General features: G+C 71.3%; 14 protein-coding genes. 7 read left to right on the top strand and 7 right to left on the bottom strand.

The window, feature by feature from the left end; genetic code table 11:
* Nucleotides 1-17: 17 nt before the first annotated feature.
* A complete protein-coding gene (locus B277_RS01900; protein ID WP_007924542.1) occupies nt 18-872 on the bottom strand; it encodes a transglutaminase-like domain-containing protein in 855 nt (284 codons plus the stop codon).
* 161 nt (nt 873-1033) lie between these two features.
* Between B277_RS01900 and B277_RS01895 the strand changes: the two genes are divergently transcribed.
* From B277_RS01895 to B277_RS01865, 7 genes are all read left to right on the top strand, one after another.
* Nucleotides 1034-2242, top strand: a complete 1209-nt coding sequence (locus B277_RS01895) for a sigma-54-dependent transcriptional regulator family protein (RefSeq protein ID WP_007924540.1) — start codon at nt 1034-1036, stop codon at nt 2240-2242.
* Nucleotides 2243-2259: 17 nt separating this feature from the next.
* The gene (gene pgm, locus B277_RS01890; RefSeq protein ID WP_007924539.1) at nt 2260-3912 is read left to right on the top strand and encodes a phosphoglucomutase (alpha-D-glucose-1,6-bisphosphate-dependent); all 1653 of its coding nucleotides are present in this window, start codon (nt 2260-2262) and stop codon (nt 3910-3912) included.
* A gap of 94 nt (nt 3913-4006) precedes the next feature.
* On the top strand, nt 4007-5530 hold the full coding sequence (gene exaC / locus B277_RS01885; protein ID WP_007924538.1) for an acetaldehyde dehydrogenase ExaC: 1524 nt from the start codon (nt 4007-4009) through the stop codon (nt 5528-5530).
* A 29-nt stretch (nt 5531-5559) separates the two neighbouring features.
* Complete coding sequence (locus B277_RS01880; protein ID WP_007924537.1) at nt 5560-5934, top strand: DUF779 domain-containing protein; 375 nt, start codon at nt 5560-5562, stop codon at nt 5932-5934.
* 42 nt (nt 5935-5976) lie between these two features.
* Nucleotides 5977-7227, top strand: a complete 1251-nt coding sequence (gene ilvA / locus B277_RS01875) for a threonine ammonia-lyase IlvA (RefSeq protein ID WP_007924536.1) — start codon at nt 5977-5979, stop codon at nt 7225-7227.
* 209 nt (nt 7228-7436) lie between these two features.
* Entirely contained in the window at nt 7437-7718 is a 282-nt protein-coding gene (locus B277_RS01870) for a metal-sensitive transcriptional regulator (protein ID WP_007924535.1), read from the top strand.
* A 60-nt stretch (nt 7719-7778) separates the two neighbouring features.
* Nucleotides 7779-9986, top strand: a complete 2208-nt coding sequence (locus B277_RS01865) for a heavy metal translocating P-type ATPase (RefSeq protein WP_007924534.1) — start codon at nt 7779-7781, stop codon at nt 9984-9986.
* Between the two features lie 88 nt (nt 9987-10074).
* Here B277_RS01865 and B277_RS01860 read toward each other — a convergent pair whose 3' ends face one another.
* From B277_RS01860 to B277_RS01835, 6 genes are all read right to left on the bottom strand, one after another.
* Complete coding sequence (locus B277_RS01860; RefSeq protein WP_007924533.1) at nt 10075-11244, bottom strand: ABC transporter permease; 1170 nt, start codon at nt 11242-11244, stop codon at nt 10075-10077.
* On the bottom strand, nt 11241-12158 hold the full coding sequence (locus B277_RS01855) for an ABC transporter ATP-binding protein (RefSeq protein WP_007924520.1): 918 nt from the start codon (nt 12156-12158) through the stop codon (nt 11241-11243). Before B277_RS01855 ends, B277_RS01860 begins: the two co-directional genes overlap by 4 nt.
* Before the next feature lie 142 nt (nt 12159-12300).
* Nucleotides 12301-12984 (bottom strand): response regulator, encoded by a 684-nt coding sequence (locus tag B277_RS01850; RefSeq protein WP_007924518.1) that lies wholly within the window; start codon nt 12982-12984, stop codon nt 12301-12303.
* Nucleotides 12981-14291, bottom strand: coding sequence for a sensor histidine kinase (locus B277_RS01845; protein WP_040880565.1), 1311 nt, complete (start codon nt 14289-14291; stop codon nt 12981-12983). Before B277_RS01845 ends, B277_RS01850 begins: the two co-directional genes overlap by 4 nt.
* 10 nt (nt 14292-14301) lie before the next feature.
* Nucleotides 14302-14943 carry a VOC family protein gene (locus B277_RS01840; RefSeq protein ID WP_007924509.1) on the bottom strand — a complete coding sequence of 214 codons (642 nt, stop codon included), beginning with the start codon at nt 14941-14943 and terminating at the stop codon, nt 14302-14304.
* 46 nt (nt 14944-14989) lie between these two features.
* Nucleotides 14990-15814, bottom strand: a complete 825-nt coding sequence (locus tag B277_RS01835) for a TrmH family RNA methyltransferase (RefSeq protein WP_007924508.1) — start codon at nt 15812-15814, stop codon at nt 14990-14992.
* Nucleotides 15815-15843: the final 29 nt, after the last annotated feature.

Below are 15843 nucleotides of genomic sequence, written 5' to 3'. Positions count from 1 at the left end.
GCATGGGACAGCCGTCCTCAGGGCAGACGCACGAGCGCGGAGGGGTCCTCCTGCGGGAGGGTGCCCTCGGTGAGCGTGGCCGTGACGACCTGCCGGTTGAAGGTCATGCGCCCGCCGCGGGTGGTGAGGAAGGCGGTGTCGGCCGCATCGCGGCCGGTGGCGATGCGGATCATCGACTCGCGTGGCGCCAGCCGCGTCGCGTCGACGATGTGCCAGGCGTCGTCGACCCAGGCCTCGGCGACGGCGTGGAAGTCCATCGGCTGAAGACCGGGCGCGTAGACCGAGACCAGGCGCGCCGGCGTCCCCAGCGCACGCAGCAGCGCGACGACGACGTGCGCGAAGTCGCGGCAGACCCCCGACGCCTGGAGGATCGAGTCGACCGCGCCGTCGGTTCCCCGGCTGGAGCCGGAGATGTAGGCCATGTGCGTGTTGACCCACTCGCCGACGGCCTCGACCCGCTCCACGCCCGTCTGGGTCGGGAAGAGCCGAGCAGCCATGGGCGCCAGGCGGTCCGACTCGGCGTAGCGGCTCGGCCGGGTGAAGACCCACCGGTCGAAGTCGATCTCGCGTCCCACCTGGTCGCCGGTCGGCCGGGTGATGTCGACGAGTGCGGAGTAGGTCACCTCGAGCCACCCGTCGCCGACGCCCTCGACGAGGTGGAGCCGGGTGCCGTGGTTGCCCGCGAGCTCACGCGCCTGCACCTCACGCCCGCCGGCGTGAATGAGGATCTCCTCCTCGAGGATGTCGTGGGCGTTGGAGACCGCGAAGGACAGCAGCGCCTCGCGGACCCCCGTCGTGCTGTAGGCGAACTTGGTGCCGACCCGGGCCTGGAGCGGGGTGGCAGCGGCGTCGACGATCGCGAGGTCGGTCATAGGTCCATGGGACAGCGCGCGAGGCCCCCACGTCAAAGCGACGAGGTGCGGTCGGGTGTGGTTCGGTGATTTCCCTAGGGAAATACGGCGGGGCCTGCGCCTCTCCTAGGCAGATGCGCAGCCCGCGCTCTACGCTGGCGGCGACCACGAGGAGGTGGCCGATGGCGGAGTCCGGCCGACAGCGCACGCTGCAGCGCGCCTGGGAGCACTGGCGCGAGGGGAGTGCCCCCGAGCAGGTGCGCCCCGAGATCCTCTCGTCGTGGGAGCGGTCCGCCGAGCACCTGCCGGCGACCGTCGAGGCCGCGCCACTGGCGGACGAAGGGGAGACCGCCACCCTCTTCGCGGAGTCACCGCTGTCGGCCGCCGTCAACCGCCTCGAGGGCGCGCTGCGGTCCGCCGCGGAGGACGGTGACCTCGTCGTCGCGGTCACCGACCCGCAGACCCGCATCCTGTGGACCTACGGCGGGCGGGTCATGCGCAGCGCCGCCGAGCAGGTCAACTTCGTCGCCGGCGGCCGGTGGGACGAGGGCAGCGTGGGGACCAATGCGCTCAACCTCGCCCTGCGCACCGACGCCGTCTCGACCGTCTTCGCCGCCGAGCACTACGCCCCGATCGTGCACAGCTGGGCCTGCTGGGCCGCGCCCGTCCACGACCCGGTGACCGGTGCCCAGCTCGGGGTGCTCGACCTGTCGACGACGTGGGACCGCAGCCACCCCATCGGCGCCGCCACCGCCCAGGCGCTGGCGCGTCTCCTCGAGACGGCGATCCCCGCGTCGTCGCTCGCGTCGACGCTGACCCTGCCCGCCCACCAGGGGCTGCACCTGCGGCTGCTCGGCGCGAGCGAGGTCCACCTCGACGGGTCACGGCTGCTCCTCACCCGACGCCAGGTCGAGATCCTCGCGATCCTCGCGCTGCACCCCGACGGGCTCTCGCTCGGCGAGCTGCACGCCCACCTCTACGGCGACGAGCGGGTCTCGACGAGCACCCTGAAGTCGGAGGTCAGCCACCTGCGCTCGGCCCTCGGCGGCCGGCTCGCATCGCGCCCCTACCGACTCGACCTGCCGGTGGTCAGCGACGTCGACGCGGTGCGAGCAGCGGTGCGGCGCGGCGATGCCCGCTCCGCCGTCGACGCCTACGGCGGCGACCTCGTCCCCGGGACCAGCTCACCCCTGCTCACCGAGACCGCGGAGTACCTCGCGGTCGCCGTCCGCGAGTGCCTGCTCACCGACCCCGACCCCTCGGCGGTCCTCGCCTACAGCGAGGTCGTCGCCGACACCGAGGTGCTGCAGCGGGCACTCGACGAGCTGGGCGATGGGCGCCACCCGGCCCGGGCACCGCTGACCGCGCGGCTGGCGGCGGTGCTGCGGTAGGGCGGTAGCGTCGGGCCATGAGCGCAGCCGACCGAGCGGGCCAGCCCGCACTGCCCGAGGACCTCATCGACGTCAGCCACGTCGTCACCGCCTACTACGCAGTCCAGCCCGACCCCGACGACGTCGACCAGCAGGTCGCCTTCGGCACGAGCGGGCACCGGGGCTCCTCGCTCACCGGGTCCTTCAACGAGGCGCACATCCTCGCGACGACCCAGGCAATCGTCGACCACCGCCGCGCGGCCGGCATCGACGGCCCGCTCTTCCTCGGCCGCGACACGCACGCCCTCTCCGAGCCGGCGTGGACCACCGCCCTCGAGGTCCTCGTCGCCGGCGGTGTCACCGTCCTCGTCGACTCCCGCGACGGCTACACCCCGACCCCCGCGATCTCGCACGCGATCCTCACGGCCAACCGGGGCAAGGACCTCACGGCGAAGGGGACGGGGCTGGCCGACGGCATCGTCGTCACCCCCTCGCACAACCCCCCGAGCGACGGTGGGTTCAAGTACAACCCGCCCCACGGCGGGCCCGCCGACACCGACGTCACCAGCGCCATCGCCGACGCGGCCAATGCCCACCTGCGCGACGGCCTGCGGCAGGTGCGGCGGACTCCCTTCGCCCGGGCCCGGGCCGCCGCGACCGACCACGACTACCTCGCCGCCTATGTCACCGACCTGCCGAGCGTCGTTGACCTGCAACGGATCCGGGACGTCGGAGTGCAGATCGGCGCCGACCCGATGGGCGGGGCGGCCGTGCACTACTGGGGCGAGATCGGCGAGCGCCACGGCCTCGACCTGACAGTGGTCAACCCGCTCCTCGACCCGACGTGGCGGTTCATGACCCTCGACAAGGACGGCAGGATCCGGATGGACTGCAGCTCGCCTGCGGCCATGGCGAGCCTTGTCGCACAACGCGATCGGTACGACATCGCGACCGGCAACGACGCAGACTCCGACCGGCACGGCATCGTCACGCCCGACGCGGGGCTGATGAACCCCAACCACTACCTCGCCGTCGCGATCCAGTACCTGCACGGCGGCGCGCGTCCGGGATGGTCGAGCCGGCGCATCGGCAAGACGCTCGTGTCGAGCTCCATGATCGACCGCGTCGCGGCCGACCTCGGCATGGACCTGTGGGAGGTGCCGGTCGGCTTCAAGTGGTTCGTCCCCGGCCTGCTCGACGGCTCGGTCGGCTTCGGCGGCGAGGAGTCGGCCGGCGCCTCCTTCCTGCGCCACGACGGGTCGGTGTGGACCACTGACAAGGACGGCATCATCCTCGCGCTGCTCGCCTCCGAGATCCTCGCGACCACCGGCCGCTCCCCCAGCGAGCACTACGCCGACCTCGTCGCCCGCCACGGCGAGCCCGCCTACGCCCGCGTCGACGCGCCCGCGGACCGTGAGCAGAAGGCTGCCCTCAAGGCCCTGACCCCGGCCGCCGTCACCGCGGACTCGGTTGCGGGAGAGGCGATCACGGCCAAGCTCACCGAGGCCCCCGGCAACGGCGCGGCCATCGGTGGGCTCAAGGTCACCACCGAGTCGGCATGGTTTGCCGCCCGCCCGTCGGGCACCGAGGACGTCTACAAGATCTACGCCGAGTCCTTCCGCGGACCCGAGCACCTGGCCCAGGTGCAGACGGACGCCAAGGCCGTCGTGGACGCGGCACTGGGCGGCTGACGACCGACCAACCTTTGGCCAACCTTCCTCGTCCTACGGTCGGCCCAGGACGACTTCGCAACGGTGCGTCGTCGATTGACCCCAGGAGGCAGACATGGCCGTCTACAGCCCGCCCGGCAGCTCGGACTCGACCATCGAGGTCAAGGAGCAGTACGACAACTTCATCGGTGGCGAGTGGGTCGCCCCCGTGAACGGCGAGTACTTCGACAACATCACCCCGGTGACCGGTCAGGTCTTCACCCGGGTCGCCCGTAGCACCGCCGAGGACATCGACAAGGCGCTGGACGCCGCGCACGCCGCCAAGGACGCGTGGGGCCGCACCTCGACCACCGACCGCTCCAACATCCTGCTCAAGATCGCCGACACCATCGAGGCCAACCTCGAGGACATCGCGGTCATCGAGACCTGGGACAACGGCAAGGCCGTGCGCGAGACGCTCGCCGCCGACATCCCGCTCGCGGTCGACCACTTCCGCTACTTCGCCGGCGCGATCCGTGCCCAGGAAGGCAGCATCTCGGAGATCGACCACAACACGATGGCGTACCACTTCCACGAGCCTCTCGGCGTCGTCGGCCAGATCATCCCGTGGAACTTCCCGATCCTCATGGGCGTGTGGAAGATCGCTCCGGCGCTGGCCGCCGGCAACTGCATCGTCCTCAAGCCGGCCGAGCAGACCCCGTGGTCGATCCTCAAGGTCGTCGAGCTCATCGCCGACCTGCTGCCCCCGGGCGTGCTCAACGTCGTCAACGGCTTCGGCGTCGAGGCCGGCAAGCCGCTCGCCTCCAGTCCCCGCATCGCCAAGATCGCCTTCACCGGCGAGACGACCACCGGCCGGCTGATCATGCAGTACGCCAGCCAGAACATCATCCCCGTCACCCTCGAGCTCGGCGGCAAGTCGCCCAACGTCTTCTTCGACGACGTCGCGGCCGCGCAGGACGCCTTCTACGACAAGGCGCTCGAGGGCTTCACGATGTTCGCCCTCAACCAGGGCGAGATCTGCACCTGCCCCTCCCGCGCGCTCGTGCAGCAGGGCATGTACGAGCAGTTCGTCGGCGACGCCGTCAAGCGCGTCGAGGCGATCACGCAGGGCAACCCGCTCGACACCGAGACGACGATGGGCGCCCAGGCGAGCAACGACCAGTTCGAGAAGATCAAGAGCTACCTGGCGATCGGCCGCGAGGAGGGCGCCAAGGTGCTCACCGGTGGCGAGTCGGTCGACCTCGGCGGCGACCTGTCCGGCGGCTACTACATCGCGCCGACGGTCTTCGAGGGCAAGAACTCGATGCGGATCTTCCAGGAGGAGATCTTCGGACCGGTCGTCTCGCTGACCTCCTTCGCCGACGAGGACGAGGCGCTGCAGATCGCCAACGACACCCTCTACGGCCTCGGCGCCGGCGTCTGGTCCCGCAGCGCGCACACGACCTTCGCCATGGGGCGCGGGATCCAGGCCGGTCGCGTGTGGACCAACTGCTACCACCAGTACCCGGCCCACGCGGCCTTCGGCGGGTACAAGCAGTCGGGCATCGGCCGCGAAAACCACAAGATGATGCTCGAGCACTACCAGCAGACCAAGAACCTGCTCGTCAGCTACGACCAGAACAAGCTCGGCTTCTTCTGATCGAGCCCGACCGAAGGGAGTCCCCCGCCATGGGTGCACGCGTCGACCTCACCGACGAGGCAGCAGCGCTGCTCGCGAAGCTCGAGCAGCGCCACGGCCCGCTGATGTTCCACCAGAGCGGCGGCTGCTGCGACGGGTCGTCGCCGATGTGCTACCCGGCGGGGGACTTCATCACCAGCCAGGCCGACATCAACCTCGGCACCCTGACCGGCGAGGGCTTCACACCGATCGAGTTCTGGATGAGCGTGTCGCAGTACGAGTACTGGAAGCACACCCACCTCACGGTCGACGTCGTCCCGGGGCGCGGGTCCGGCTTCTCGGTCGAGGCGCCCGAGGGCGTGCGCTTCCTCATCCGCTCGCGCCTGATGACCGAGGACGAGCTGCGGGAGTTCGACCTCCTCTGAGCGGGGTGGGGGCGGCGGAGCGAGCAGGTCTACCGTGGGGTCGTGACCGCTCCCCTCCTCACCGCAGCCGCCGTCGATGCCGCCGCCCGGGTGTTCGCCGACGTGCTGCCCCCCACCCCGCTGCACCGCAGCGACCGCCTCTCCGCCGCGACCGGGGCCGAGGTCTGGCTCAAGCGCGAGGACCTCCAGCCGGTCCGCTCCTACAAGTTGCGCGGAGCCTTCAACTTCATCGCCGGCCTGAGCGACGAGGAGCGGGCGAAGGGAGTCGTCGCCGCCTCCGCGGGCAACCACGCCCAGGGCGTCGCCTTCGCCGGTCAGCGCTTGGGCGTCGGGGCGCGGATCTACCTGCCGCGCAACACCCCTCGGCAGAAGCGTGACCGTGTCGCGGCCCTCGGGGGCGACCTCGTCGAGGTCATCGTCACCGGCGAGGTGTACGACGACGCGGCGACCGCGGCCGCGCAGGACGCGGCCCACACCGGGGCCGTGGTCGTCCCCGCCTTCGACGCCCTCGACACGATGGCCGGTCAGGGCACCGTCGCGAACGAGATCGTCGCGCAGCTGGGGCGGGTCCCCGACCTCGTCACGGTGCCCGTCGGCGGCGGCGGGCTCCTCGGCGGGATGGCGACGTGGCTGGCCGCCCACGCCTCGACCACCCGCCTCGTCGGGGTGGAGCCCGAGGGTGCCGCGTCGATGGCGGCAGCCCTCGCCGCCGGCCGGCCGGTCGACCTGGAGGAGGTCTCCCCCTTCGTCGACGGGGCTGCGGTCCGCCGCGTCGGAGACCTCACCCACGCGGCCGTCGCGGCGACCGGCACCCACCTCACCTCGGTCTCCGAGGGCGCCCTGTGCGTCGAGATGCTCGCGATGTACCAGGCGGACGGGATCATCGCCGAGCCCGCCGGCGCCCTCGCCACGACCGTCCTGCCGGACCTGCGGATCGAGCCCGGGTCGACCGTCGTCGCGGTCGTCTCGGGCGGCAACAACGACGTCTCCCGGTACGCGGAGATCGTCGAGAAGGCGCTGATCCACGAGGGCCGCAAGCACTACTTCCTCGTCACCTTCCCCCAGGAGCCGGGCGCGCTGCGCCGCTTCCTCGACGAGGTGCTCGGGCCCGACGACGACATCGCCTACTTCGAGTACGTCAAGCGGAGCAACCGGGAGACCGGGCCGGCGCTCGTGGGTCTCGAGCTCGGCCACCCCGACGACCTGGTCCCCCTCCTCGCCCGGATGGAGGCCTCCCCGCTGGTCATCGAGCGGGTCGACCCAACGAGCCCGCTCTTCCGCTTCATCGGCTGACCGCTCTCCCTCACGCTGCGCATCTGCCTAGGGAAATGCGCAGGCCCCCCGTATTTGCCTAGGGAAATGCGCAGGCCTGCCGTATTTGCCTAGGGAAATGCGCAGGCCTGCCGTATTTGCCTAGGGAAATGCACAGGTTCGAGCGTCGGGGAAATACCCTAAGGGGGTATGGTGTTCGCGATGGTGAGACCCACGAGACGGAGGACCGCATGCCCGGGTACAGCGGCAGCAAGGACGACTACCTCAAGCGACTCAGGCGCGTCGAGGGGCAGATCCGCGGCATCTCGCGGATGGTCGACGAGGACACCTACTGCATCGACATCCTGACCCAGGTCGCCGCCGCGACCAAGGCGCTGCAGGCCGTGAGCCTGGGCCTGCTCGAGGACCACATCGGTCACTGCGTCGTCGACGCTGCCAAGGAGTCCGACGAGGCTGCGGCCGCCAAGGTCACCGAGGCCAGCGCCGCCATCGCCCGCCTCGTGCGCTCCTGACCCGACCCACCCCCCTTCGCCTCCCCCGGCCATGCCGACACGACTCGAGATGATGACCCCATGAGCACCACCAGCCCCACGACCGATCCGGCCACCACGACGACCTCCGGGCAGAGCGTCGACCTGGCGATCACCGGCATGACGTGCGCGTCGTGCTCCGCCCGGATCGAACGCAACCTGGGCAAGATCGACGGCGTCGAGGCCGTGGTCAACCTCGCGACGGAAAAGGCGCGCGTCAGCTACCCCGACGACGTCACCGTCGACGACCTCGTCGCCTCGGTCGAGTCCGCCGGCTACGGTGCCAGCGTCATCACCCCCGAGAGCCGGCTCGCTCCCCCGACGCACACGCCCATCAAGCGCGCCGATCTGCAGCGCCGGGCCGTCGTGGCCGGAGCCCTGGCCCTCGTCGTCGTGGTCCTCGCCATGGGCCCGTGGGACTTCGCCGCCAACCCGTGGCTGCAGTGGCTGCTCGCCACGCCGGTCGTGACGTGGGCGGCGTGGCCCTTCCACCGGGCGGCCTACCTCAACGCCCGCCACCTCGCCTCCACGATGGACACCCTCGTGAGCCTCGGCGTGAGCGCCGCCTACCTCTGGTCGACGGTCACCCTGCTCACCGGGGCCGGACCTCACGGCCACTACTACTTCGAGACCGCGGCGGTCATCACCACATTCCTCCTCCTCGGTCGGTGGCTCGAGGCCCGCAGCACCGACGAGGGGCGCTCCGCGCTCACCGAGCTCATGGACCTCGGGTCGAAGGGAGTGGCCGTCCAGCGGATCGACTCCCGCACCCGCGCGACGACCGAGGTCAACATCCCCCTCGACGACCTGCAGGTGGGCGACCACTTCATCGTCCGCCCGGGCGAGAAGGTCGCCACCGACGGCACCGTCATCGACGGCACGAGCTCCATCGACACCTCGCTCGTCACCGGCGAGTCCCTGCCCGTCGACGTCCGCAGCGGTGACCACGTCGACGCCGGCACGGTCAACACCTCCGGCCGGCTCGTCGTCGAGGCGACCGCCGTCGGGTCCGACACGACGTACTCCGCCATCGTCCGCCTCGTCGAGCAGGCCCAGACCGGCAAGGCCGACATCCAGCGGCTCGCCGACCGTGTCTCGGCCTACTTCGTGCCCGCGGTGCTCGGTCTGGCGCTGCTCACCTTCGTCGGGTGGTGGATCGGCAGCGGCTCGGCGACGACGGCGCTCGGCGTCGCCGTCACGGTCCTCATCATCGCCTGCCCCTGCGCCCTGGGTCTCGCGACGCCCATGGCCCTGCTCGTCGGCACGAGCCGCGGCGCCCAGCGCGGCATCCTCGTCAAGGGCGCCCAGGTCCTCGAGGACACCCGACGGATCGACACGATCGTCCTGGACAAGACCGGCACGATCACCACGGGCGTCGCGCAGGTGACCGACCTCGCCGCGGCCCCCGGCCTGCACCCGGCCGCGGTCCTCACCGCCGCGGCCGCGGTCGAGTCGGGCAGCGAGCACCCCATCGCCCGGGCGATCGTCCGGCGTGCCCAGGACAAGGGCATCAAGGTCCCGGCGATCCGGGACTTCGAGGCGCTGCCGGGCTCCGGCGCGGTCGCGACGATCAAGGACACCCGGGTCACCGTCGGCCGCGCAGACCTCTTCGACGAGGTGCCGACCGAGCTCGCGACGCTCGAGCGGCCCGGCACGACCGTCTTCGTCGGCTGGGACGGCGTCGCCCGCGGCGCCCTGACCGTCGCCGACGAGGTCCGCGACACCTCCGGTGACGCGATCCGGGCCCTGCGGGCCGAGGGGCTGCAGGTGTGGCTGCTCAGCGGCGACAACGAGCACAACGCGACCAAGATCGCCGCCCAGGTGGGCATCGACCCCGAGCACGTCGTGGCCGACGTGCGCCCCCAGGACAAGCACGACGAGATCGCGCGCCTCCAGGACTCCGGGAGGGTCGTCGCCATGGTCGGCGACGGCATCAACGACGCCGCCGCCATCGTCAGGGCCGACCTCGGCATGGCGATGGGCACGGGCACCGACGTCGCGATGGAGTCCGCCGACATCGTCCTGGTCCACGCCGACCTCGAGTCCGTCCCCCGCGCGATCGCCCTCTCCCGGGCCACGCTCGACGTCATCAAGCAAAACCTCGCCTGGGCCTTCGGCTACAACATCGCCGCCATCCCGCTCGCGATGGCCGGCCTGCTCAACCCGATGGTCGCCGGCGCCGCGATGGCCCTGAGCTCGGTGCTCGTCGTGCTCAACTCCCTGCGCCTGCGGCGGGCCGTCGAGGACTGACGGCTCTCCCCCTTCGCTCCGGCACTGGAGGGGCGCACGATCGGCCGGGCACCACCCCTGCGGTGCCCGGCCGATCGGTCCGTGTGCGTCAGAGCTCGGCGTTCCACGCGTCCTTGTACGTGAGCTTGCCGCCCGTCTGCATGAGCGCCCGGCGGTAGATCCGCTCGGCGACGAGGATGACGGCGACGGTGGCCGCGGCGAGCAGACCCAGGCTGATGACCGCCTCCCACCACTGCGCCTCGCCCGAGACCAGGCGCATCGGCTGGAGGATCGCCGAGAAGGGCGGGATCCACGCCAGCACGTCGACGACCGTGCCGCTGGCAAACATCGCGCCGAAGAACATCACCATGAGCAGCATCGTCACGGGGAAGGACGTCGACTGGATGTCCTCCTGGCGCGAGGCCAGAGCACCCGACACGGCGTACAGCGCCGCGATCATCGTGAAGCCGGCGATGAAGAAGATGACGAACCACGCCAGCCCGGAGGTCAGGCCCGGCAGCATGTCACCCCAGTCGGTGAAGCTCGCGCCGACCACTGCCACCGCCGCGTAGAGCAGCAGCTGCCCGACCGCGAGCGCGATGGCCGCGATGAGCTTGCCGAAGAGCAGGTGGCGCAGGGGGATCGACGTCGCGATGATCTCGACGATCCGGGACTGCTTTTCCTCCGTCACGCTCATCGCGAGGTACATGCCGAAGATCGCCGCCGACATGTAGAAGAGGATCGCCATGCCGAAGCCGACCGCCTTGGCGATGCCCTGCTGCTCGGCGTCCCCGTCGAGGATGTCCGTGGTCAGGGTCGTCCCCCGCTGCAGGGTCGCGATGTCGGTGCCTGCCTTGTCGGCGTTGGCGGCCAGGGCGACGCTGCTCACGGTCTGGGTGGCGATGTCCTGGAGGGTGCTCGGGACGTCCGCCTTGCCGGTGAGCTGCCAGCCGTCGTCGGTGGGCGCCAGGTAGGCGTCGGCGCTCTCGTCCGTGACGGCCGCCTCTGCGGCTGCGGCGTCGTCGACGTCGATGAGCTGGACGCTCACCTTGTCGTCGATGCCGGGAGCCGCGTCCACGATCGCCTGGCCCATCTCTTGCGACTGGCTGGTGACGGCCAGGTCGTACGTCGTCGCCTTGTTGGCATTCCACGCCTGGAACCCGAAGACGGCGACGAGGATGACGAGCGAGAGCAGGGTGGACCCGATGAAGGTCTTGTCGCGCAGTCGGACGGACAGCTCGCGCTTGGCGACGAGGGTCCATGCGTGTGTGGTCTTCATGCTGTCACCTCTCGGTAGACCTCGGACAGTGGCGGGATGATCGGGGAGAGCTCGGTGACGCCACCGCGGCGCAGGCCCTCCGCGAGGACCTCGCCGAGCAGTCGCTGCCGCTCCGCCTCGGAGTCGGCGCTCAGGTCGAGCACGGCGACGGGCCCGTCGACGTCGACGGCGGCGATGCCGGGCAGGTCACGGACCCAGCCGGCGTCCCGGGCCGCGACGAGGCGGTGCCGGCGCGGCGCGCCGCCCCGCAGGTCGGTCGGGGTACCGGAGGCGCGGACCTGCCCCTTGGCGAGGATGACCAGCTCGTCGCACAGGCGGTCGACGAGGTCGAGCTGGTGGCTGGAAAACAGGACCGGCACGCCACGGGCGGTGTGCTCGCGCAGCAGGTCGGCCATCGAGTCGACGGCGTCGGGGTCGAGCCCGGAAAAGGGCTCGTCGAGGATGAGCGCGGCCGGCTCGATCATCAGCGCCGCGGCGATCTGCACGCGCTGCTGGTTGCCGAGGGAGAGGGACTCGACGGTGTCCTCGGTGCGCTCCTCGAGCCCGAGGCGCTCGAGCAGGGTCATGACCGACTCGCGGGAGGCCTTGGCGGTCATGCCCCGCAGCTGCCCGAGGTAGATCAGCTGGTCGGCGACCTTTTGCTTCGGGTAGAGGCCGCGCTCCTCCGGCATGTAGCCGATGGATCGCTGGTCGGCGGCCGTGATCGGCCGGTCACCCCAGAGCACCCGCCCCTCGGTGATCGACAGGACGCCCATGATCATGCGCATCGTCGTCGTCTTGCCGGCGCCGTTGCCCCCGACAAATCCGGTCATCTTGCCCTGGGGGACGGTGAAGCCGATGTGGTCGACGGCGGTGAAGTCGCCGAAGCGTCGGGTCAGCCCCTCCACGGTGATCGTCTGCGGTGTCGTGTCCATGACCCCAACGCTATGGATCCCGCCGGCACCGCGGATCAGCCTCGAGGCTGGTCTTGGGGTCGCGGGCCCCTCCCCCCGTGGGGGGAGGCACCTCCCCCGCGACGGTGGGGCCCTCCCCCCCCCTTCGTCCGACGAAGGGGGGTCAGCCCGCCGAGCCGCCGTCGACGACGAGACCCGACTCGTGGGCGATGATCACCGCACCCACGCGGTCACGCACCTGCAGCTTGGCGAAGATGCTCGAGACGTGCGTCTTGACCGTGGCCGCGCCGATGACGAGCTCGTCGGCGATCTCGGCATTGGACCGGCCCACGCCCATGAGCCGCAGCACGTCGCGCTCACGGTCGGTGAGCTGGCCGAGCAGCCCGGCGTGACGACCGGTACCCCCCGGCTGGGTGGCGGGCCCGACGGACATCTGGGCGATGACCCGCTGGGTCACCTCGGGCGCGAGCAGCGCGTGCCCGTGACCGACGGCCCGCAGCGCGTCGACGAGCTGCTCGGCCTGCGCATTCTTGAGCAGGAAGCCGCTCGCGCCCGCCTGCAGCGCGGCGAAGAGGTAGTCGTCGCTGTCGAAGGTCGTGAGGATGATGACCCGGCCGAGGTCCCGCGCGACGACCTCGCGGGTCGCGGTGATGCCGTCCATGACGGGCATCTGCACGTCCATGACGATGACATCGGGGTGGAGCTCGGCCGCCAGGTCGATGGCCTCGCGGCCCGTCGACGCCTGCCCGACCACCTCGAGGTCGTCCTCGACGGAGAGCATCATCGCGAAGCCGGAGCGGATGAGCGCCTGGTCGTCGACGAGCAGGACCCGCAGGGGTGCGGTCACGTCGACGGCCCCGGTCGAAGGGGGATCCGCGCCCGCACCCGGTAGCCGCCGAGGGGGCGCGGGCCGATCTCGACCGACCCCTTGTGGGAGGAGATGCGCTCGCGGATGCCGAGCTGCCCCATGCCGGTGCCGGAGGTGCCGGGGCGCGTTCGGCCGTCGTCGGTCACCTCGACCTCGGCATAGCTCGCGTCGACGCGGACGGTGACGCGGGCGCGCTGGGCGGTGGAGTGCCGGGTGACATTGGTGAGCGCCTCCTGGGCGGTGCGGTAGAGCGAGTGCCCGACGGCCTGCGGCACGGCGGCGAGGTCCCCGTCGGTGGCCTCGACGACCTCGTGGGCGACGCTCAGGCCGGCGCTGCTCCGCTCGGCGACGAGCGACGGGATGTCGGCGAGGGTCGGCTGGGGTGCGTGCTCGTCCTCGTCGCGGACGGTGCCCCCGGTCCGCAGCGTGCCGAGCAGACCGCGCATCTGGGTGACGGCGTCACGGGAGGCGTCCTCGATGGTGGCCAGGGCCCCCTTCGCCGCGGTGGGGTCACGGTCGAGGACCCGGCGGGCCGCTGCCGCCTGCACGCCGATGCTCGAGACGTGGTGTGCGACGACGTCGTGCAGCTCGCGGGCGATGCGCAGACGCTCCTCGACGACCGCGCTCTCGCGCAGCTGCTCGGTCTGCTCGCTGATCGTCACGGTCTGCTGCTCGAGGCGGGCGCGCTGCCGGGCGGCACGCCAGGCGACCTGGCCGCCGAGGACGGCGCCGCCGAAGTACAGGAGGTTGATGAGACCGAGCATGAGGGGTGCGGCGATGGTGGCGGGCAGCCAGGCGGCGGGGTCAGCGGCCTGGACCAGGTCGCTCAAAGACTGCCCAACGGCCATCCCCCAGACCAGCCAGAGGAACATCGCGAAGATGATCACCCCGTAGACGATCGCCATCTCGCTGCGCTGCCGTGCCCACGCCACGCCACCGAGGACGACGAGGAAGTACGCGATCTGCGTCGACAGCAGGCTCGCCATGGGCGGGTCGATCGTCGAGATGGCCCAGTAGGCGATCGAGGCGGCGATGACCGTGGCGAGCGGGAAGCGCCGCCGGGTCAGCAGGAAGAGCGCGGGGACCGCGGTGTAGACCCACTGCATCCACCGCCCGGAGTCGTTGTCGACGAGTCCGCCGAGCGAACGCATGAGCTCCAGGACGAAGAGCGAGGCGGCGACGACGGCCGCGGTGAAGACGACGTCGCCACGGCTGATCGTGCCGCCGGGGCGGACCCAGTCGTCGTCGAGGGCGAAGAAGTCGCCGAGGCGGTCGGACCAGGCCATGTCGGGGCGGTCAGAGGGTGACCGGGCCACCCGGGGTGTTGAAGGTGACCGACATCAGGCCGGGGGTGCCGTGCGGGGCGACGAAGTCGAAGGTGATGACCGACGAGGTCTCCTCGGGCGGCAGGCCGCCGAGCCAGTCGGTGACCCGCGCCGGGTCGCCGGCGATCATCAGGGACGAGATGGTGACGTCGGTGCTCGCCTCGGCGGAGGGGTGCGGGGAGCCCTCGCCCCACTTGACGAAGAAGGGCAGCTGCGGGTCAGCGAGCGTGCCCTTGATGCCGATCTGCTTCCAGAGGAACTCGCGACCGTCGGCGAGACGACGGTTGCCCTCGACCGCGGTGCGGTCGAGGCGGGCCTCGACGGCGGCGAGGTCGTCGTCGACGCGGATGACCCAGCCCATCCAACCGCCGCCGGCCTCGGAGCGGGCGCGCACGACCTGGCCGAAGGGGGCCTTGTCGGAGCTCGGGTGGTCGAGGACCTCGACGATCTCGACGTACCGCTCGTGTGCGAGCGGCAGGATCATGTTGCGCGTGCCGAAGCGCGGGTGGATGCCCCCGTCGCACGGGGTGACGCCCAGGGCCTCGCCGAGACGCTCGGCAGTGGCCTTGACACCGGACTGGTCTGCGGCATAGGAGACGTGGTCGACGCGCATGCAGGCATGGTGGCACAGGCCACGCGTGGGGCCGTAATCGGGTCGGTCAGGCGGTCCGCCGCTGCCGCACGGCCTCGTAGACGACGATCGCCGCCGAGGTGGCGACGTTGAGCGAGTTCGCCCGGCCCACCATGGGGATCCGCACGTGGTGCTGGGCGCGCTCGAGCGCGATGTCGGTGAGCCCGTACTTCTCGGACCCGACGGCAACCGCCACGGCCCCGGTGAGGTCGACGTCGGTGTGCTCGACCTGGGTGTCGGGCGTCGTCGCGATGATCTCGACCTCGTGGGCGGCCAGCCAGGCCCAGGCCTCCTCGGTCTTCGCGGCGGCGACGGGGACGCTGAAGACCGTGCCCTTGCTCGACCGGATGACGTTGGGGTTGCCCCAGTCGGTCACCGGGTCGGCGGCGATGACGAGCGAGACGCCGGCGGCGTCGGCGGTGCGGAGCATCGCGCCGAGGTTGCCGGGCTTCTCGACCCCTTCGCACAGGAGGACGAGAGCACCGTCCGGCAGATCGACCTCGTCGAGGCGTCGGCCGGGAGCCGGCACCTTGGCGAGGATGCCGTCGGGGCCCTCGCGGTAGGCGACCTTTTCGAAGGCGGTGCGGCCGAGCTCGACGACCTCAGCCCCCGCGTCGCGGGCCCGCTCGACGAGAGCGGCACCGACCCGGGGGTCGAGCATGAGCTCGGGGCAGTGGAAGAGCGTGCGCGGCCGGACACCGGCGTCGAGAGCGAGCGAGGTCTCCTCGAGCCCCTCGACGAGGGTCGTGCCGGTGCTCTCGCGGATGCGGCGGCGGCGCAGGGTGACGAGGTCCTTGAGGCGCTGGTTGGCCGGGGACGTGATGACGAGAGTCGGACATGGCGGATCAAGCATYGCCCACAATCGGTGGATGCCCCCGGACT

This window comes from Janibacter hoylei PVAS-1, from assembly GCF_000297495.1.
Classification (GTDB): domain Bacteria; phylum Actinomycetota; class Actinomycetes; order Actinomycetales; family Dermatophilaceae; genus Janibacter; species Janibacter hoylei.
Note: the sequence above shows the minus strand (reverse complement) of the source record. Positions and strands in the feature narration are given on the sequence as shown.